At 66.4% G+C, this 19,657-nt stretch carries 20 protein-coding genes; 3 read left to right on the forward strand and 17 right to left on the reverse strand.

Translation table 11 applies throughout. The features are described 5' to 3' along the window. Nucleotides 1-92: 92 nt before the first annotated feature. Entirely contained in the window at nt 93-770 is a 678-nt protein-coding gene (locus AS181_RS09315; protein ID WP_058251302.1) for a DUF4166 domain-containing protein, read from the reverse strand. 138 nt (nt 771-908) lie between these two features. Continuing rightward, nucleotides 909-1,517 carry a TetR/AcrR family transcriptional regulator gene (locus AS181_RS09320; protein ID WP_058251303.1) on the reverse strand — a complete coding sequence of 203 codons (609 nt, stop codon included), beginning with the start codon at nt 1,515-1,517 and terminating at the stop codon, nt 909-911. Nucleotides 1,518-1,645: 128 nt separating this feature from the next. Here AS181_RS09320 and AS181_RS09325 point away from each other — a divergent pair, with 128 nt between their 5' ends. After that, nucleotides 1,646-2,128, forward strand: a complete 483-nt coding sequence (locus AS181_RS09325; RefSeq protein ID WP_058251304.1) for a PaaI family thioesterase — start codon at nt 1,646-1,648, stop codon at nt 2,126-2,128. A gap of 21 nt (nt 2,129-2,149) precedes the next feature. Here AS181_RS09325 and AS181_RS09330 read toward each other — a convergent pair whose 3' ends face one another. From AS181_RS09330 to urtA, 7 genes are all read right to left on the reverse strand, one after another. Further along, complete coding sequence (locus tag AS181_RS09330; RefSeq protein ID WP_058251305.1) at nt 2,150-2,851, reverse strand: urease accessory protein UreF; 702 nt, start codon at nt 2,849-2,851, stop codon at nt 2,150-2,152. A 67-nt stretch (nt 2,852-2,918) separates the two neighbouring features. After that, entirely contained in the window at nt 2,919-3,440 is a 522-nt protein-coding gene (locus AS181_RS09335) for an urease accessory protein UreE (RefSeq protein WP_058251306.1), read from the reverse strand. A gap of 11 nt (nt 3,441-3,451) precedes the next feature. Beyond that, nucleotides 3,452-4,294, reverse strand: coding sequence for an urease accessory protein UreD (locus AS181_RS09340; RefSeq protein WP_058251307.1), 843 nt, complete (start codon nt 4,292-4,294; stop codon nt 3,452-3,454). Continuing rightward, the gene (gene ureG / locus AS181_RS09345; RefSeq protein ID WP_058251308.1) at nt 4,291-4,917 is read right to left on the reverse strand and encodes an urease accessory protein UreG; all 627 of its coding nucleotides are present in this window, start codon (nt 4,915-4,917) and stop codon (nt 4,291-4,293) included. Before ureG ends, AS181_RS09340 begins: the two co-directional genes overlap by 4 nt. Before the next feature lie 9 nt (nt 4,918-4,926). Beyond that, nucleotides 4,927-6,642 carry an urease subunit alpha gene (ureC, locus tag AS181_RS09350; RefSeq protein WP_058251309.1) on the reverse strand — a complete coding sequence of 572 codons (1,716 nt, stop codon included), beginning with the start codon at nt 6,640-6,642 and terminating at the stop codon, nt 4,927-4,929. After that, a complete protein-coding gene (gene ureB / locus AS181_RS09355; RefSeq protein WP_082652900.1) occupies nt 6,620-7,390 on the reverse strand; it encodes an urease subunit beta in 771 nt (256 codons plus the stop codon). The genes ureC and ureB overlap by 23 nt, the downstream gene beginning before the upstream one ends. Before the next feature lie 43 nt (nt 7,391-7,433). Next, entirely contained in the window at nt 7,434-8,705 is a 1,272-nt protein-coding gene (urtA, locus tag AS181_RS09360) for an urea ABC transporter substrate-binding protein (protein WP_058251310.1), read from the reverse strand. A 284-nt stretch (nt 8,706-8,989) separates the two neighbouring features. Here urtA and AS181_RS09365 point away from each other — a divergent pair, with 284 nt between their 5' ends. Continuing rightward, complete coding sequence (locus tag AS181_RS09365; protein WP_058251311.1) at nt 8,990-9,967, forward strand: helix-turn-helix transcriptional regulator; 978 nt, start codon at nt 8,990-8,992, stop codon at nt 9,965-9,967. 33 nt (nt 9,968-10,000) lie between these two features. Here AS181_RS09365 and AS181_RS09370 read toward each other — a convergent pair whose 3' ends face one another. From AS181_RS09370 to AS181_RS09400, 7 genes are all read right to left on the reverse strand, one after another. After that, a complete protein-coding gene (locus AS181_RS09370) occupies nt 10,001-12,199 on the reverse strand; it encodes a glycoside hydrolase family 3 C-terminal domain-containing protein (RefSeq protein WP_058251312.1) in 2,199 nt (732 codons plus the stop codon). A 30-nt stretch (nt 12,200-12,229) separates the two neighbouring features. Further along, nucleotides 12,230-12,751: a hypothetical protein gene (locus AS181_RS09375; RefSeq protein WP_058251313.1), complete on the reverse strand. Its 522-nt coding sequence runs from the start codon at nt 12,749-12,751 to the stop codon at nt 12,230-12,232. 154 nt (nt 12,752-12,905) lie between these two features. After that, nucleotides 12,906-13,709: a tyrosine-protein phosphatase gene (locus AS181_RS09380; protein ID WP_058251424.1), complete on the reverse strand. Its 804-nt coding sequence runs from the start codon at nt 13,707-13,709 to the stop codon at nt 12,906-12,908. 28 nt (nt 13,710-13,737) lie between these two features. Then, nucleotides 13,738-14,763 carry an alpha/beta hydrolase gene (locus tag AS181_RS09385; RefSeq protein ID WP_058251314.1) on the reverse strand — a complete coding sequence of 342 codons (1,026 nt, stop codon included), beginning with the start codon at nt 14,761-14,763 and terminating at the stop codon, nt 13,738-13,740. Nucleotides 14,764-15,123: 360 nt separating this feature from the next. Continuing rightward, nucleotides 15,124-16,050: an MSMEG_6728 family protein gene (locus tag AS181_RS09390; RefSeq protein ID WP_058251315.1), complete on the reverse strand. Its 927-nt coding sequence runs from the start codon at nt 16,048-16,050 to the stop codon at nt 15,124-15,126. A 328-nt stretch (nt 16,051-16,378) separates the two neighbouring features. Beyond that, a complete protein-coding gene (locus tag AS181_RS09395; RefSeq protein WP_058251316.1) occupies nt 16,379-17,038 on the reverse strand; it encodes a DsbA family oxidoreductase in 660 nt (219 codons plus the stop codon). Nucleotides 17,039-17,082: 44 nt separating this feature from the next. Then, nucleotides 17,083-17,481: a winged helix-turn-helix transcriptional regulator gene (locus tag AS181_RS09400; protein ID WP_058251317.1), complete on the reverse strand. Its 399-nt coding sequence runs from the start codon at nt 17,479-17,481 to the stop codon at nt 17,083-17,085. A gap of 26 nt (nt 17,482-17,507) precedes the next feature. Here AS181_RS09400 and AS181_RS09405 point away from each other — a divergent pair, with 26 nt between their 5' ends. Continuing rightward, nucleotides 17,508-17,891 carry a VOC family protein gene (locus AS181_RS09405; RefSeq protein ID WP_058251425.1) on the forward strand — a complete coding sequence of 128 codons (384 nt, stop codon included), beginning with the start codon at nt 17,508-17,510 and terminating at the stop codon, nt 17,889-17,891. A gap of 51 nt (nt 17,892-17,942) precedes the next feature. On the opposite strand, the gene groL is transcribed toward AS181_RS09405, so the two are convergent. Further along, nucleotides 17,943-19,568 (reverse strand): chaperonin GroEL, encoded by a 1,626-nt coding sequence (gene groL / locus AS181_RS09410; RefSeq protein ID WP_058251318.1) that lies wholly within the window; start codon nt 19,566-19,568, stop codon nt 17,943-17,945. Nucleotides 19,569-19,657: the final 89 nt, after the last annotated feature.

The raw sequence follows: 19,657 nt of genomic DNA on the forward strand, positions 1-19,657 counted from the left end.
TGGCCGCCGATGCAACGAACTGTCGAGGCTGTGTCGAGCCGCGACGGAGTCGCCCTGGATTGCCGCGACGGAGTCGCCCTGGATCGAACCGTTCAGCTCTCGCGGTCGACCAGGTTGACCGGCCACGCCTCGTCCGGGATGTCACGCAACGAGCACGCCTGGTCGACGGCGGTGAACCAGCCGCGGAAGTGCATGATCTCGCCGATGACCGGGTTGCGGACGGTCGCGTCGCAGCGGAATCGATCCCGTTTCTCGTCCCACCCCTCGATGTACTTCATCTGAGCGGTGAACAGCCCCTTCATCCCGACCTTGGGTCCGCGTCCGAGCCAGCGCATCGGTCCGCTCTCGAGCAGCAGTTCGCCGGATCGCGTCACCGACGGCTCGATCGGATACAGGAACTCGGGGCCGTCGCCGAAGTAGTCGACCAGGCCCGTGCGCCCGGCCACCAGCAGGGAATTCAGCTTGCGCGGGCCGGTCGTGTACTGGAAGTTCCGCAGCACCGCGAGCGACTCGCGCCCCAGCTCGTCGGAGTAGCAGTAGTAACCCTGGGTGAACGGCACCATGCGACTGGTCTTCGAGGGCAGCGCATTGCGCTTGGCGTAATGCCACAGGGCGGGCGGCGGCAGCGCCGACGACACGTAGACCGACTCGTAGATCCCGCTACAGACCTGCGCGACACCGGAAGTCGAGTCGATGCCGTAGCGCCATGCGACGTTGGGATGCAGACGGTCGAAGTCCGAACCCAGCGCATGCCGGAAGACCGGCGTCATGGCGCAACCTCCCCGAGCTCACCCACCGATTCGAGCCCGCCCCGACGATGAACGGATGCAGGCCAGACGCCACCACGGCGGTGACGACATGGTGAACCTACTAACGGAGCACACCTGTGTCCAACGTCTCGCCCCGGATCAGACCCGATCGACGGCCGCGTCGCAGAGGCTCGCCAGTTCGGCTATGACGCGATCGAGGGGTTCGACGCTGCGCCGCGTCTGGCACAGTCCGACCGCTCCCTCGACCGCCGCGATGATGAGGTTGGCCAGTGAGTCGGCACGGTCGCTGTCGACGCCGTCGACCACCAGCCGCGCGGTGACCAGGTCGGCCCAGCGCTGCAGGATCTCGGCGGATGCGTCCGCCACCGCGGGTTCGCTGCGTCGGGCGAGGCCGCCGGCCAGCACGGGACAGCCGAACTGGAAGTCGGTGTTGACCAGCAGTCGCCGCCACACCCCGCCGATCTCGCGCACCGTGTCGGCCGGGGTCATCGTGGTCGGACGCCCGATGCGTTCGGCGATGAACTCACCGGCGTACCGGACGGCTTCGGTCATCAGTTGGGTCTTACCGCCGGGGAAATGGTGGTAGATCGATCCCCGTGGTGCGGAACTCGCCGAGATCACGTCGCCGATGGAGGTGGCGGCGACCCCGTCGCGGCCGATCAGATCGGCCGCGTGCACGACCATGCGTTCGCGGGGGCCGCGGTCGTCCGCGCCGGTGATCACGGACTCGGCGGGATGTGACGCCATGCAGCAACAACTCCTATGCCGACCCTCATACAACCGATGTCGTGGCCAGCATACATAGCATCGGCCGAGGTCATCCCGTATGCGGCGCGGCCTCGCCGATATGCAGACCTTCATAACCACGACGGAGTATGCAACCATGCATAGTCATGACGACCACGACTGACGCACCCACCGACCCCACCGCCATGTCCGGACTCGAGCTGCTGCGAGCCTGGCAGGCGGGCGGCGCGGGCTCCGACCGTCCGAGCATCGGCCGCCTCCTGGGCATGGTGCCCAAGCAGATCGACGAGGGCGCGGTCACCTTCGCCGTGACTCCGCAGCCCGACTTCGCCAACCCTCTCGGCACCGTTCACGGCGGTATCTGCGCCACGCTGCTGGACTCGGTGATGGGGTGCGCCGTCCACACCACCCTGCCCGCCGGGGTCGGCTACACGACGCTGGAGCTGAAGGTGAATTACATCCGCTCGGTCGCCGTGGACGCCGGGGAGCTGACCGGCGTGGGTACCGTCATCCACGCCGGCCGCACCACCGCGACCGCCGAGGGCAAGGTGTTCTCCGCCGACGGCAAGCTCGTCGCCCACGGGACCACCACCTGCATCGTGTTCCGGTAGCCGGATCCAAGTCCGGCTGCATCAGCTGGCGAAGAGCCGAGGCGACATCTGTGCATGTCGCATGCCGAACAGCTCGAGCGCGAAGCTGCTGGAGCTCAGGGCGTCGAGCGGAGCCCGCTCGACGTCGGCGGCAAGGTCGACGAGAGCGGGTGTCGCCGCGACCAGTGCACGCTGTGCGCCCAGCGAACCGAGCCTGCCGAGACGTACGCACGCGCTGAACGCGGATGCCATCGACGAACGCAGCGTCCCCAGGGTCGCGATGCGCCGGTCGATCCCGAGTGCCGCCTGGACCACGGCTTCGACGACGGCCAGATTGCCCGGTGCATTCGCCGACGACACCGCGCGCAGGTAATCCGCGCGAGCACAGTCCGGCACTCCGCAGATCATCCCGACACGAGCTGCGGTGTCGGCGAGCTGACGCCCCGGCTTGAGCGACGCGTCTCGCGCGTTCTCCGAGGTCTTGTAGCTGAGCAACTCCCGATCGAGGCCCGTGAGCATCGCGAGATCGTCACTCGCCCAAGCGTGGACACCGACAACCGCATCGAGTGTCGCGACCGAGGTCGCCACGTAATCCACGACGAGCTCGACGATCTGATCGGGCCCGGCGTCGGGAAACGCACGCAGCCAGCTCTCGATGCCGTTGCTGTGGACCAGACGGCCTGCGGGAAAAGCGCTGTCGTGCAGGTTCAACCAGCCGACGGCCGCCGCGAAGGAATCGGGCACAGAGCAATCGGACACAGCGGAGTCGATCGCGGTCCGATAATTCGGGCAGCAACTGATGACGGGTCGATCAGTCATGATGGTGATGATGGTGATGATCGGCCGACGTGTTCGACCATCCGTGTGAGGCGAGCGGGACGTCGGCCACCACACCCTGCAGACGCAGTGCGGCGAGGGTGTCCTTCGCGGTCGTCGCGCTCGTCATCAGCGGCGTCGACACCTGGTGCGCCGAGACATCCAGCGGGGCATGCTGGTTGCCCAGCAGATAACCCAGCAACAGCATTCGCCGCGCACCGTCGGGTCCGCCGTTGGCATCGAAGTCGACAACGATGGCGGGCTCGGCAGCACGACGTACCACGGTGATGGTCTCGCCGTCGTCGGCCAGGACCGCGCCGTCGTCGAGAAAGGAACCTCGTGGGAGGCGGAGCCGCACCGTCGATCCCGATGCGGTCGTGAGCATCTGTCGGTGCTTACGCGCGTCCCCCCAACCGATCTCGACGAGGTCGAGTCGACGTCCGTGGAACTCTTCATCACACTCACGTCCCAGGAGGTGGGTCACTTCCCGCGCCTGCTCGGTGGATTCAGTGATCATGGGGTGTCCTCTCAGATCAATCGCCTTGGGGGCGGTGCCAGCATCAACAGTTCGGACCGGATTGACGCCAGACACACGGCGAGCGCCTCACGCATCGCGGGTGCTCTCGTGCCGAGCACGCGCACGATCGCACCACTCTCGCCCGGCAGTGCGCTGACGCCGCTGACCACATCCAACGCGTCCAGGGCCGATTGCAGTGCATTCTGTAATGCACCGGTGCTTCTCGTGGGAGCTACTACCAGCAACGTAGCGCAGTAGTTCGCGCCGATCAGCCGCTCCGGCAGCGAACCGGCGTCGTCGACCCGCCCTTCGGGTCGACTGAACCGAAGCGCGTCCCGCGCAACGACCTCACCGTCGACCCGCACCGTGGTCCGGCAGACGAGAGACCGGTACCGGAACCGCTCCCCACGGCCGATCCGCCCGGAAGCGAGCATCTCCCATCCGACGAAGAGCCCCGAACCCCAGACGTCGATCTCGGTGTACTGAGCGAACCGGGAGTCGGCCTGCGGAATGATCTCGCGCGGTACGAACTCGACCACCGATCGATCTGTGACCCGGATCCGTTGGTGGTGGGTTGCCCCCGGTCCGTCGTGCCCGTCGAACACCTGGGTTGCCGCCTGGGACGTGAACAGGAGATGGCTGCCGGGGCCGGCCGCCACAGTCGTGTGCAACGAGTCGTCGGCGAAGATCCCGCCGGACGGATTCTGTACGCAGAGATAGGCGATCCGTGGGTCGACGTCGACATACAGCGGTGTGGTGACCCGTTGCGGGTAGGCCTGCCGCAGATGCCGCACCCGAGTCCTTCCGCAGATATCGGCGACCACGTCGACATCGAGAACCCCCGGCTCGATCATGCCCTCGGTGGCGTGGGAAGCATTGCTCCCTTGACTATCTCGTCGGCCACCTCGACAACGCCCACCTCGTGCCGTAGGTCGGTGAACAGTGTGGGTTTACTCGGCCGGGCAACCGAACAGTCGTGTCGCATGCGATCCAGGTCGGCTCCGACCATCTCGGCGAGATCGATCTTGTTCACCAGGAGCAGGTCAGCCTGCAGAAGGCCGATACCCTGCTTCCGCGGGATGTCGTCGCCGGCGGCGGTGTCGATGACGAAGATCCAGTAGTCGACGAGATCACTGCTGAACGTGGCAGCGAGATTGTCTCCGCCGGACTCGATCAGCACCGCGTCGAGGCCTGGGTAGGCAGCCGCCAGGTCATCCACGGCGGCCAGATTGACCGATGGGTCCTCGCGGATCGCGGTGTGCGGGCACGCACCGGTCTCGACGGCTCGGACCCGCGCGGGGTCGATGATGCCGCTGCGTCGTACACGCTGGGCGTCCTCGTCGGTCACCAGGTCATTGGTGATCACTGCGAGATCGACCCCGCGTTCTGTGAGGACGGGGACCAACGACTCGACCAGCCTGGTCTTGCCGGAGCCGACCGGTCCGCCGATTCCGATACGGATCGGATCCGAACTCATGCTCTCCTCCTATTTGAGCGTGTACCGGCGTCCGAGCGGGACGCTCGACATCGGTGTGCTCGTGCAGATCTCCCCGTTCACCACCACCCGGTAGGTATCGGGTTCGATGGAGATCTCGGGCAGGTGGTCGTTGTGGACGAAGTCCGCCTTGGTCAAGGCCCTCGATCCCGTGCAGCCGATCAGCGGGGTGTCGAGGCCGAGTCGTTCCCCGAGGCCCGAGTCGAGGGCCGCACGTCCGACGAAGTTGACCGACACGTCAACCGGCGACTTGCCGAAAGCCGCCCATTGCGGGCGATACTTCAGCGGTTCGCAGGTCATCAGCGAGGCGTTCGATTCGCCCATCACCGACCACGCCGGGAAGCCACCTTTGAACACCACTTCTGGACGGATACCGAAGAACTTCGGCTCCCACAGCACGATGTCGGCGAGCTTGCCGGGCTCCAGCGAGCCGACCTCGTGGTCGATGCCGAACATCTTCGCCGGATTCAACGTCAGCTTGGCGATGTAACGCAAGATGCGCTGATTGTCCGCGCCGGTACCGGCGTCGTCCGGCAACGGCCCACGCGTGGCGCGCATGTGCGAGGCGAGTTGCCATGTACGGGCGATGGTTTCGCCGATGCGGCCCATCCCTTGCGAGTCCGACCCGATCGCGGAGATGGCGCCAAGATCGTGCAGGACGTCCTCGGCGGCGATCGTCTCTCGCCGGATACGCGACTCGGCGAAAGCCACATCCTCCGGTATCCGCGCATTGAGGTGATGGCACACCATGACCATGTCGAGATGCTCGTCGAAGGTGTTGAGCGTATACGGGTTGGTCGGATTCGTGGACGACGGAAGGCAATTCGGCTCACCCACGACCCGCATGATGTCCGGGGCGTGTCCACCGCCCGCACCTTCGGCGTGATAGGTGTGGATCGTGCGCCCACCGATTGCGCGCATGGTGTCCTCATAGAAGCCCGACTCGTTCAGGGTGTCACTGTGGATCTGCACCTGTAGGTCGAGTTCGTCGCCCGCGTCGAGCGAGGCGCGGATCGATGCCGGCGTCGCACCCCAGTCCTCGTGGATCTTGTATCCGATCGCACCGGCGAGTCCCTGCTCGATCAACGGTGCTGTGGATGCGGCACTTCCGTTCGCGATGAAGCCGAAGTTCATCGGGAATGCCTCTGCTGCCCGAAGCATCCTTGCCAGATTGTGTGGCCCCGAGCTGGTGATCCCCACCGTGACCGGACCCAGGCCCCCACCGATCATGGTGGTGATACCGCTCGAGATGGCTTCCTCGACCAGTCCGGCGCTGTCGAAGTGCACGTGGACGTCGATGGCTCCCGCGGTCGCGATCATGCCTTCACCCGAGCGGATGTCGGTGCCGGCGCCGATCACCAGCTCGGCATCGACCCCATCCATGGTGGCGGGGTTGCCGGACTTGCCGATGCCGGCAATGCGCCCGTCCTTGATCCCGATGTCGGCCTTACGAATCCCCAGCACAGCATCGATGATGAGGACGTTCGTGATCACGAAGTCCAGTGCGCCTTCGGCATTCGTGATCGCGTTGTGCACGGCCATGCCCTCACGCATGGTCTTGCCGCCGCCGAACACCGACTCGTCGCCGTATACGGTGGCGTCGGACTCCACGCGCGCCAGGAGTTCGGTGTCGGCCAGACGCACCCTGTCGCCGGTCGTCGGCCCGAACAGCTCCGCATAGTGCCTACGCGTCAGTCTCTGCACCATAGTCCCCTCCTGAAGTGGTCCTCCCGGCTACATCTCCCGCGGACGTGTCCAGGAATCCCGCTGCGCGCAGGTCGCGTAACGTCGCGGCGGGCAGCGCAACATCGGTTGGGCCGTTGGTCATGTCGTTGAGGCCGGTGATGACGCGCTCGCCGCCGAAGGCGACGAGTTCGACATCGTGCTCGGCCCCGGGCTCGAACCGGACAGCGGTGCCCGACGGGATGTCCAGACGCATCCCGAAGGCTTCCCGTCGATCGAACAGCAGCGCCCGGTTGGCCTCGAAGAAGTGGAAGTGCGAGCCGACCTGGACCGGTCGATCACCGGTGTTGACCACCGTGATCGCTGCCGTGTCCCGCCCGTCGTTGATCACGACGTCTTCGTCGACGAGCAGATACTCCCCGGGCGTGTGCTCGTCACCGGCCAGTCGCGTCGGCGCAGGGCCGGTTCCCGGCCGGATCGGGTCGTGAACGGTGACGAGCTTCTGGCCGTCGTCGAAGAATCCCTCCACCTGCACCGACCCCAGGAGGGCTGCGACCCCGGGGGCCACGTCGTCATCGGTGAGGAGCGACGCACCGAGTGCCGCCGCCTCCGAGACGCTGGCTCCCCCACGAGCGGCTTCCGCCACCTCGTCGGCGATGAGCGCACGCGCTTCCGGATACGTCAGACGCAGTCCGCGCGACCGGCGTCTGCGTGAGAGCTCAGCTGCGAGGAAGAGTAGCAGCCGGTCCTCGTCCTTCGGTGTGAGATGCACAGGTGTTCCCTCTCAGATGGCCGACACGTCCGGGGTTAGCAGGTCAGGCCCCGACGCCCTCAGCCCACGGATAACTGTCGAGGAAAGGGTCGGGTTCGATCGGTCCGTCAGAACTCCACACCACATCGAACTGACCGTCTGCGGTCACTCGGCCGATCCGTGCCGTCTTGGTGACATGGTGGTTCTCGCCGTCGACGGTGACCAGTCCCTCGGGCGCTTCGTAACTGACGCCGGCTGCAGCAGCGGACACCTCTTCCGGTGTGAACGTATCCGCCTTCTCGACCATCTGCTTCCACAGGTGCACAGCGGTGTAGGCCGATTCCATCGGATCCGAGGTCACACTCGACGACCCGAACCGCTCCTTGAAGTCGGCAACGAACTCGTTGTTCACCGGATTGTCCAGTGACTGGTAGTAATTCCACGACGACAACTGACCGACGAGATTCTGGGCTCCGATGCTCCTGACCTCTTCCTCGCCGACGCACATCGACATGACCGGCATCGTCGAAGCGTTCAGGCCGACGTTGTTGTACTCGCGGAAGAATGCGGCCAACGAGTCGCCGACAACCACATTGAACACGGCATCGGCGTCGGATCGACGGATCTTGTTGACGATCGTGGAGAAGTCGGTGGAGCCGAGCGGAGCGTAATCCTCACCGGCGATGGTCATTCCGTTCTCCTCCGCATAAGCACGCACAATCGCGTTCGAGGTGCGGGGGAAGACGTAGTCACTGCCCACGAGGTAGATCGACTTCACTCCTTGTTCGCGGAGGTAGTCCAGTGAGGGGATGATCTGCTGATTGGTCGTGGCACCCGTGTAGAAGATGTTCGGAGAGCTCTCCAGCCCCTCGTACTGCTGGCCGTAGTAGAGCAGCGCACCGGTGTCCTCGAACACGGGAAGCATCGCCTTCCGGCTGGCAGAGGTGTATCCGCCGAAAACTGCTGCGACACAGTCGCTCGCAACGAGCTTCTGGGCCTTCTGAGCGAAGATGGCGGGATCGGAGGCACCGTCCTCGGAGATCTGCCGCAGTTGCTTTCCGAGTACACCTCCTTCCGCGTTGATCTGCTCCACGGCGAGCGTAATGGCGTCGTGGATCACGACTTCACTCACTGCGGTGCCACCGCTGAGCGAGTTGATCGATCCCACCGCGACCGAATCTCCGCTCGTATCGAGACAGTCGACGCGGCCTGCGGCGCTGTCACTGTCGGAAGCCGCACTCCCGCACGCGGACAGCATGACACCGGCCACCGCCACAGCGGTGATCGACATCGTCATGCGCCATCGGGAACGTTCACGTGAAGAGTCCGTGGTCATCGGTAACTCCTGGCTTGTCGGCCGGAGTTGCTGCTCCGGGCCGTCTGAGATCAATCGGTCACCGGCCGCACAGCGGTGTGCGACCCGTGCCTCGAATCTAAGGACCGAGACCTGCCGCGCGAATCGGGAGAATTCCCCATCTTTCCCACTTCGATTGTTAACTGCTGGTTTCTAGATCGACAACGAGTGTTGCGTCGCCGGCCTGATGGGAAACATCGCCGAAACGCGCTTGCGGAACAATGCAACCCATCGAATGATCATCGTCGGGGGGTTACGGAGAGCGCATGAGATCGTCGACCACCGGGCCCTATCATGAGGCACTGGGGAGCGCGGCCGACCTCAACACGCGTGCCGACGAACTGCTGTGCGCGCTCGGTGAGCGCGTGTCGTCGTCGGCAAGCGCGATCAGTCTGTGGGATCCGGTCGCGGGCCGGCACCTGACCCTCGCCAATCACGACTATCCCGATTCGGTCATGAGCCATTTCAACAGCTGGTTCGTCTCGAACGACCCGCTGTTCAAAGAGATGGAGAGAACCCGCTCCGGCGCGTTGCGCTGGCGTGACTTCCCCGGGTACCGACGGACCCACTCGGTCACCAACGTGTTCACCCCGGCCGGATTCGACGAGGGACTGTCCGCCCGCCTGGTCACCGCACAAGGCACTTATGCCGGGACCTTGCACGTCAATTCCGACGACCGCCGCTACCCCCGCGACGTGGACGTCACCGAGATCAACGAGCTCCGCAGCAGTGTCGCGTCGCTTCTCGACACGACGATGCGTCCGGTGATGGTGGCTGACTTCCTCTCTCCAGGGAGCCCCGCGTGGCTCATCGACAGGTCGGGAAACTGCCGGGCCCTGCACGATCAGCTCATACCAGATGTCGACCCCGAACTGCTCTCGATCGTCGCACGACTCGCCGGTACCGAGCGCAAGTTCCGATGGTGCGACCCCGGGGGAACCTGGCATCTGGTCCGGCTGCTCCCGGCGACGCCGCGATATCGGGCCGCCACCCCCGTGGCCCTGACCTTCGCCACGCCCGAGCCGCTCCCATTCGACCTCACCGGACGGGAGCTGGAGGTCCTCACCCTGGTGGCGAACGGTCTGACCTCGGCGCAGATCGCCGTTGCGCTCGTCATCAGCGCCAAGACAGTCGGCCGCCACATAGAGCATCTACTCGGCAAGACCGGGGTCGCCAACCGCGTCGGACTGGCAACGCTGGCGCATCAGCACGGTCTCCTCAGCGGACTCCAGATGCAACCTTGAATCGCCGGCGTGGTGTCGGAGGTACCCGGCCGGTCAGTCCGCGCGTGCCGCCGCGATGATCGCGGCGATGTCCTCGTCCCGCATCCCGAACCCGGCGAGGCGTCCGAGCGGTATCGACGCCATCATCCGTGCCATGTCGACGCCCAGGGCGTCGTCGGAGCTCGTCAGCGGGTTGTCCTCGAATCGGGACGCGAGCGCTTGCGCCGCAGCAGGATTCGCCAGGACCTCGCCGAGGGTCGAGTTCTCGTCGATCGCGAGGCGAACCTCGTCGCCCGCGATCTCGACGGTGGTGGTCAGCCGGATGTCCCGGCTCGACGCGCCGACCTCGACGCCGTACTCACCCGGTTCGACGATCCAGCGGTCGACGCGGGTGTCCCAGTAGGCCAGGTCGTTGCGGTCGATTGCGATCGAGATGATCTGCGACTCACCGGGTTCGAGGCCGCGGGTGGTCGCGAAGCCCGTCAGCTCGCGCGGCGGTCGTCCGACATGTGAGTCCGGCTTCGACGTGTAGACCTGGACGATGTCACGCCCGGCCCGAGAACCGGTGTTGGTCACCGTCACCCCGACGACCACACCGGTGACGCCCGGATCATCCGATGCGACGGACAGATCCGAGTACTCGAAAGTCGTGTAGGACAATCCGTGTCCGAAAGGATAGGCGACCTCGATGTCCCGGGCGTCGTACCAGCGGTAGCCGACGAAGATGCCCTCGCCGTAGCGGATGTGCGAGTTCTCGTTCGGGAAACTCAGATACGCCGGGGTGTCCTGCAACCTGACCGGCACGGTCTCGGTGAGCCGACCCGACGGGTTGACGACCCCGAAGAGCACGTCGGCGATGGCCCCGCCCCCGGCCTGGCCGAGGAGCGCGCCGTCGAGGATTGCAGGGGCCGCGGCGATCGATCCGAGGCGGAGGACGCCTCCGTGAGCGAGCACGACCACCGTTCGCGGTTGCACCGCCAGGATCGCGGTCAGCAACTCGACCTGGTCCGCCGGCAGTTCGATGTCGTCGCGGTCGAAGCCCTCCGACTCCTGTGCGGCCGCCAGTCCCAGGAACAGCACGGCGGCATCGGCGCCCGCCGCCGCGGCGATCGCGCCCGCCGTATCCACCCGCGAGCCGTCGGTGCTGAAACCCGGGGCGTAGATCACCGTGCCGCCGGCTGCCCGGATCTCGTCCACCGGTACGTCGAGGCGCGTCGGGTTCACGTGCGAACTGCCGCCGCCCTGATAACGGGGGTCGTGCGCGAACGAGCCGATGACCGCGACGGAGCGTCCGGGGCTCAACGGGAGGAGATCGCCGTCGTTCTTGAGCAGGACGATTGACCGAGCCGCGGCCTCGCGCGCGAGGCGATGGTGGAGATCGAAGTCGACGACGGACCGGTTCGTCCGGCCCGCGGCGGCCCGCTCCGCGAGTTGCCGGACCGCCCGGGCCGACCGGTCCAGCGCCGCCTCGTCGAGGGTTCCGTTATGGACTGCGTCCACGACCTGCGCGTCGGTGCGGTCCCCCGGGCCGGGCATCTCGAGATCCAGGCCGGCGGCGACCGCCCGAACGCGGTCGGCGACCGCACCCCAGTCGGAGACCACCACGCCGTCGTAGCCCCACTCACCCCGCAACAGGTCGGTGAGGAGCCACCGGTTCTCCGCCGCGTACGTGCCGTTGATGCGGTTGTAGGAGCACATCACGGTCCACGGGTTCGCCGTGCGGATGATGTGCGCGAAGGCGCGAAGGTAGATCTCCCGCATCGGGCGCGGGTCGACGTCCGAACTGGACCGCATCCGGTCGTCCTCGGCGTTGTTCAGCGCGAAGTGTTTGAGCGACGTGCCGACCCCGATGCTCTGTACGCCGCTCACCCACGCCGCGCCGAGCCGGCCCGTGACGAACGGATCCTCGGAGAAGTACTCGAAGTTGCGGCCGCACCGGGGATCTCGCTTGATGTTCACGCCCGGGCCGAGCAGCACGTCGACGTCGAGACCGCGTGCCTCGCGTCCGAGCGCTTCGCCGACACGACGGATCAGCCCGGTGTCCCAACTCTGGCCGAGACCGACCGCGGGCGGGAAGCAGGTGGCGGGTTCGCTGCCGGCGAGGCCGAGGTGGTCGGCGGCGCCGGTCTGTTTCCGGACCCCGTGCGGACCGTCGGTGAGTGTCAGCGCGGGAACGGAACCGACCGATTTGGTGGTCCAGAAATCGGCGCCGCTGCCCAACGCGGCCTTCTCGGTCAAGCTGAATTCACTCACTCCAAGACACTACCGACGATCGTCGGGCGGTCAGCTCGCTCCCGGGCAGTTCACGGTGTACTCCCACTCCGTGTTCCGGTCCGGCCCGGTCACTCGCACCACGACCGAGGTGTCGCCACCGGGTGGCACGGTGACCCGGACACTGCCGGTTCCCTGGTTGATGTCGTCTCCGACGTAACCGGTGTTGTAGATCTGCCGGCCACTGTAGAACACCCGGATCTCGTCCGGGATGTCGTAGGTGTCGTAGTTCAGCGTGAAGCTCGTCGGGCCTCGCAGGCCGAGGATGTGCCGGGTCTCGGTGACACCGTAGCCGCCGGACTTGGTCTCGGAGTTGCACCGCTGGGTCGACGGCGGAGCCTGATTGCCCCCGAGACTCCCGAAATAGTCGAGGCCGCCCAGACCGTATTCCTCGAGACTGCCCCCGTCGACGCTTCCGCCGTCGAGGCTCCCGGACTCGAGTGGCGCGGCATCGGCGATCGCGGCCGGGACGACCGCAGCGGTCGCCGTCGCGGCCAGGATGAGGGCAGCTCGAACGAAAGTGGTTGTGCGCATCGATTTCTCCGGCAGTCGAGTCGTTTCGGGGGTGGTTCCGACGCTAACGCGACCTGCCATCCGCGGATATCCCCTCATCGGGTGAAAGCACGACGACCAGATGACACCCGTGCGGGTGACACCTCGCTGCCACAGCGTCTCGGGCGGCCAGCCCCTACGTCAGATATCGGTCCCGGAGCGCCTTCTGGTCGGCGGCACCCAGACCCAACGCCTCGCCGAAGTAACCCTCGATTCCGCCGTACCGCTTGTCCACCTCGTCGAACGCGGCGTCGAGGTAGCCGGAGTCGACACCCAGCACGCCGACGAGGAGCTCGGGTTCGCCCCCGGCGGCGGCGAACCCGTCGAAGATGGGTTTGAGCGACGGGATCAGACGTTCATTGGTGAGCAGGTAGTCGCGATAGACGTCGTCCTTCGGCACCCCGAGCAGTGTCAGCAGAGATGCTGCGGCCCAACCAGTTCGGTCCTTGCCGGTGGTGCAGTGCACCAGGGCCGGCGTCGAGCCGTCGATCAGTCCACGAAACAACTGCGTGTACGACGCCGTCGCACTGGGCAGGGTGATCATCTCGCGATAGGTCCCGCAGATCATCTCGCGCGCCTTGCCGCCGGACAGCATCTCGTCGGCCTGCGCGACGACGGCAGGGTCGGCGAGGACAGCACCGATGTTGGCGGGAATCGACATCTGCGCATCGGCGAGGACATCGAGTGCGATGTTCGACGCACCGGGCAGGACGGGGTCGGGAATGGCCTCGCTCTCGTGCGCCGATCTCAGGTCGTAGACGGTCTTCAGACCGAGCGACTCGAGCGCGGAGACGTCGGCGGTGTCGAGCGCGGAGAAATCCGTGGACCGGTACAGGACGCCGGATCGAACCGTCTGCCCGTCCCCGGTCCGCCAGCCGCCGAGATCGCGGAGGTTGGGCAGGCTGGAGATGGGGCTGGGCGCGCCGGGGGTCGCAGTCACGGTCACATCGTGACAGATTGTGCGGCGGTCAGTCGGTGAGCGCGCTTTCGAGCATCGGCCACGACTTCACGAGCTGGTCCTGCCAGTAGGGCCAGGCGTGCGTCCCCGGTGCATAGTCGACGGTCGCAGGAATGCCGAGTTGCTTGAGTCGACGATCGAGATTGAGCGTGCACTGGTGGGTGGCGGCCTCGATGGCGCCGCCGACCGCGATCTGGTCGATGTAGATCGTGGTCTTCCCGTCGATTCCCTGGCCCTGCAACTGGTCGTGCGGTCCGGGGACCCCCGTGCCGGTGCTGATGTAGATCGCCTTGCCGCGCAGCTTGTAGGCGTTGACGACCGGGTCGTGCGCCCGCCACCCCGGGGAGCCGACCGGACCCCAGATGTTGGCGATGTCGCCACCGCCACGTCCTTCGACGACCGCGCGGATGGCGAGTCGGCCGAGATTCGTACTCGTCTCGGCACAACCGCTGTAGGAGGCGACCGCGCGGTAGAGCTGAGGTGCGGCTTCGGCGAGACTCAACGACGACGTTCCCGCCATGGAGATCCCCGCGATCGCGTTCACGCCGGTGGTGTTCAGCTCCCGATCGATGAGCGGCGGTAACTCGCTGGTCAGGAACGTTGTCCATTTGTTTCGCCCCAGCACCGGGTCGACTTTCACCCAGTCGGTGTAATAGCTGTACGCGCCGCGCATCGGCACGACGACATTCACATTCTTGTCGGCGACGAAATCGACGATGTCGGTTTGCTCGAACCAGTGTCCGGTGCCCTCTCCGCCACCCGCGCCATTCAGCAAATACAGCGTCGGTCGGGGCATCGAGCGGTCGGCCGGCACGAGAACCCGGACCGGTACGTGACGTTTCATCGACGGCGAATACACCGACAGGTCCAGGACCCGGCCATCGGCGACAGCGCGGGCCAGCGCCTTCGCCCGGGACGAGGAATCTCCCGGCTCGGCGCCGGCGAACGACGGAACCGCAAGCGCGACAACGAGTACAACGATCGAGACCGTTGTGGCGACCAGGCGTCGGCGGAACTGACCACCCACTGCGGACATCACAGTCCCTTCACATCACTACATGCTCACATCGCTACCGCGCCGCCGTCTCGACAACGGAATTCACACACGCCGATATCGATCCGAATACGTTTCACCATACGCACCGGAGACGGCCCCGTCCGGATTACCACGGCCGGGGCCATCGCTGTTCACCTCGCGATTGCGCACACCATGGTCATTATTGGAGGCGATTCACGATGACTGATCCCGGCCGGTCGAGGTGTCGTGCTCCTGAACAGCTGATCTCGTGCGAGTGCGCCGGCCGTGATCGTCTCCGCCGTCGAAAACGACCGGCCACTTCGAAAGGCGCAGGGAACGCTTTCACCGACCACCCGGTGCCAGATTCGGCCGATCGGACTACAACCGGACCGCCTCTGATCGCACCGACACCGGAAACAGCATTCGTGGATTCTGGAGCAGCGCCGGCGGGGCGACGGCCGACCGCTCGAGCGTGCCGGTCCAGCGGACCCGACGCCGATGCGGGGTGAGCGCCCTGCCTCGACGGGAGAACTCGTACTCGCCGATCAACGTCCCCAGTGGCAGCACGTTCGGGTCGGTGGGGTCGACGACGGCGACCTCGTCCCCCACCCGCAGATCGGAGACGAACGACGCGAGCACGCGGAGGTCCTTGCCCGGCCGCCGCCCGGGACTTCGCTCCTTCAGCAACACGCGCAGGCCGGTCTCGGTGCCCACCGAGGCGTCGGTATCGATGCCGGATTCGACGCCCAATCCGACGATTTGCCGGCGTCGGAACTGAGCGAACTGTTCGTCGGATCCGGCCCGGATGATCCACACGGTGCGGGTCGGTTCGTCCAGATCGTGCGCGTCGGTGGCCGGCGGATCCGGCCAGAAGTAGGGCATCTCGTCGTCGATGTCGACGTCGTCGAACACGGAGCCGTAGAAGTCCGGCGCTTTGCGGAGCAGCGCCGAACGGTGACTGCGATGGAGTCGGTCGTCGCCGAGCCACGCGGGCATCAGGCCCTGCGCGGTCAGCTCGGCTTGGGACGCACCCACCACCTCGGGCGCGAACTCGGCGATCATCGGAGCAGTGGTGTCCGCACGACCGCCGCTGGTCCACACGTCGACGAAAGCGAGCCCATAGGCGACCAGCGCCGGAGTGTGCCCACGCCACATCGTGACCGCGGGATGGCTGGCCCAGCCGTAATCGAAGAGTTCGAGCGCCCGCAGGATCTGCAACGTCTCCACACGCTGCTTACCGAGGCGCGCGGGGTCCAGGACCTCGGCAGAGCGTCGAAAGTCCGGGTAGGGCAGGAACGTCTGCATGGCGCTCGCATACCCACTTCGGACGGGCGCTCACACCCGGCGGAGCCGCGCGGCGCCGAACTCAGAGTTGTCAGCTGCTACCGAAGATCGGCGATCCCGGCCCCGGCGTCACACCCGGACCGGCTCAACCAGCGGCGGGTGCGACCTACTGCCGCGCGGCGTCAGCCGAAGCCCGCGATGGCCTCGAAGAGGTGATCGACGCGCGGACTTCGGGGCTCAGTCGGATGCGGAGTCCGACGCGTCGGTCCCGACCTCCGGCACCGCACACACGCCGTCGACGCAGACCGCCGCGTCGTCGTCGCCGATCATCTCGAAGGGCACCACCGGGTCAGACACGATCGGGCTCCTCGGCGCGGACCTTGTCGAGGGCCTGCGCGAAGGTTTCCGGCGCCTGGGCTCCGGAGATGCCGTACTTGCCGTTGATCACGAAGAAGGGAACCCCGCTGATCCCGTATGCACGGGCTTGGTCGATGTCGGCTTCGACGGCCGCGGCGTACTCGCCCGACTCGAGCGCGGCCAGCACGGCGTCGCGATCGAGACCGACATCGGCCGCCAGATCGGCGAGTTCGTCGGCGCGGCCGACGTGGCGCCCCTGCTCGAAGTACGCCTGGAACAGACGCTCGGCCAGATCCGCCTGTCGGCCATGCGCTTTCGCGAAGTGCAGGGCCTCGTGCGCTTTCAGCGTCTTGGTGTGCTGCAGCCGGTCGAAGTCGTAGTCGAGACCGACCTCGGCGGCGATCCCGCGGACCTGGTCGAGCATCCCCCGGACCTGATCGGCCGGCATGCCCTTGTGCCGGACGAGGAAGTCGACCTCTGAACCGTCGAAGTCGACCGGCGTATCCGGTGCGAGCTCGAAGCTGTGGTAGGTCACTTCGACGTCGTCGCGTCCGTCGAACTCGGCGAGGCCCGCCTCGAACTTGCGTTTGCCGATGTAGCACCAGGGGCAGGCGATGTCGGACCAGATGTCGACGGTGATGGGAGCGCTCATTGCCCTCTCAACACCTCGCGGATCGAGAACGTTCCCGGAGTGCGTCACACCCGATCAGCCGCCCCAGGCGCGTCGAGCAGGTCGTCGAGATGCGTTCGCGACCAGTCGCACAGGCCGTGGACCGTCGAGACGAGGTCGCGGCCGGCATCCGACAGGGTGTAGTCCACCCGCGGATTCGCGCTGCGATGGTCGTGCCGATGGATCAGGCCGTGCGCCTCGAGATCGCGCAGCGTCTGGGTGAGCACCTTGTCGCTGATCGTCCCGATCGACCGCTTCAACTCACGAAACCGGCGGGGACGCTGCCGGACCTCCTCGAGGACGGTCAGACCCCATTTCGTCGACACGACGGCGAACACCGACCGCGCGAGTTGCCGGGCGCGCTCTTCGGCCTCGGACGACGGCGCGGCGTCCCCGCTCACCTCGAAGTGCGTACTGCCGCTCATCCGCCTGCGCTCCTAGCGTGGGGTCGATGCGAGTGCTGAAGACCTACGCCAGGATATTCGTCGCCGACCTCGACGAGTCGCTTCCGCTGTACGAGACGATCGTCGGTGCATCGGCCGATCTCCGATTCGCTTTCGAGAGGGCCGAACTCGCCGCCGTCGGCGACTTCCTCCTCATCGCGGGAGCCGACGACGACGTCGAGGCCTACCGGTCGACCGTCGGACCGGTCATCGTCGACGATCTCGACGCCTTGATCTCGCAGGTCAGCGGCGGAGCCGGATCCGAGAGCGCGACTGGACGATTCGCCTACCTTCGCCATCCCGACGGTGCGGTCCTCGAGTATGTCCAGTGGTCGCAGGAAGTCGCCGAAGCCGTGCTCGGAACGCCGAAGGCCGGCCACCCGCTTGGGTGACCGGCCTTCGGTTGGTGCTGCGTGAGTGGACGCAGGGATCTGATCAGGAGATCAGAAGCCCATCCCGCCCATCTCGTCGCCACCCGGCATGGCCGGTGCGGCGTTCTTCTCGGGCTTGTCGGCGACGACGGCCTCGGTGGTGAGGAACAGAGCCGCGATCGAGGCTGCGTTCTGCAGCGCCGAGCGGGTGACCTTCACCGGGTCGTTGATGCCGGCCTTGAGCAGGTCCTCGTACACACCGGTGGCGGCGTTGAGGCCGGTGCCGGTGGGCGAGTTGAGGACCTTGTCGGCGACGACGCCCGGCTCGAGGCCGGCGTTGATCGCGATCTGCTTGGCCGGAGCCGACAGGGCGACCTTGACGATGTTGGCGCCGGTGGCCTCGTCACCCTCGAGCGAGAGTGCGTCGATGGCCGGCTCCGACTGCAGCAGGGCCACGCCACCGCCGGCGACGATGCCCTCTTCGACGGCAGCCTTCGCGTTGCGGACGGCGTCCTCGATGCGGTGCTTGCGCTCCTTGAGCTCGACCTCGGTGGCCGCGCCCGCCTTGATGACCGCAACACCGCCGGCCAGCTTGGCCAGACGCTCCTGCAGCTTCTCACGGTCGTAGTCGGAGTCGCTGTTCTCGATCTCGCCGCGGATCTGGGCGACACGACCGGCGATGGCGTCGGGATCGCCCGCGCCCTCGACGATGGTGGTCTCGTCCTTGGTCACGACGACCTTGCGAGCGGTACCGAGCAGCTCGATGCCCGCGCCCTCGAGCGAGAGGCCGACCTCTTCGCTGATGACCTCGCCACCGGTGAGGATGGCGATGTCGGCCAGCATGGCCTTGCGGCGGTCACCGAAGCCCGGGGCCTTGACGGCGACGGACTTGAAGGTGCCCTTGAGCTTGTTGACGACGAGGGTCGAGAGAGCTTCGCCCTCGACGTCCTCGGCGATGATCAGCAGCGGCTTGCCGGCCTGGATGACCTTCTCCAGCAGCGGCAGCAGGTCCTTGATGGTCGAGACCTTGCCCGAGACCAGCAGGATGTACGGGTCGTCGAGGACGGCTTCCTGGCGGTCGGCGTCGGTGACGAAGTAACCCGAGATGTAGCCCTTGTCGAAGCGCATGCCCTCGGTGAGCTCGAGCTGCAGGCCGAAGGTGTTGGACTCCTCGACCGTGATGACGCCTTCCTTGCCGACCTTGTCCATCGCCTCGGCGATGAGCTCGCCGATCGAGGCGTCGCCGGCCGAGATACCGGCGGTGGCAGCGATCTGCTCCTTGGTCTCGACCTCCTTGGCGCTCTTCAGCAGCGACTCGGTGACGGCCTCGACGGCCTTCTCGATGCCGCGCTTCAGACCCAGCGGGTTGGCGCCGGCGGCGACGTTGCGCAGACCCTCACGGACGAGAGCCTGGGCGAGAACGGTGGCGGTGGTGGTGCCGTCGCCCGCGACATCGTCGGTCTTCTTGGCGACTTCCTTGACCAGCTCGGCGCCGATCTTCTCGTACGGGTCCTCCAGCTCGATCTCCTTGGCGATGGACACACCATCGTTGGTGATCGTGGGGGCGCCCCACTTCTTCTCCAGGACGACGTTGCGACCCTTGGGTCCCAACGTCACCTTGACGGCGTCGGCAAGGCTGTTGAGGCCCCGCTCGAGGCCGCGACGGGCCTCTTCGTCGAACGCAATTTGCTTGGCCATGGGTAAGTGATCCTCCGAAGGGGGTGACACTAGGTTCGTATGGCCGGAACTCGGTGCCCGCGACGGACGACCGGTGTGTCATTCGGTAC

It is taken from the genome of Gordonia sp. SGD-V-85 (genome assembly GCF_001456905.1).
GTDB lineage: Bacteria > Actinomycetota > Actinomycetes > Mycobacteriales > Mycobacteriaceae > Gordonia > Gordonia hongkongensis.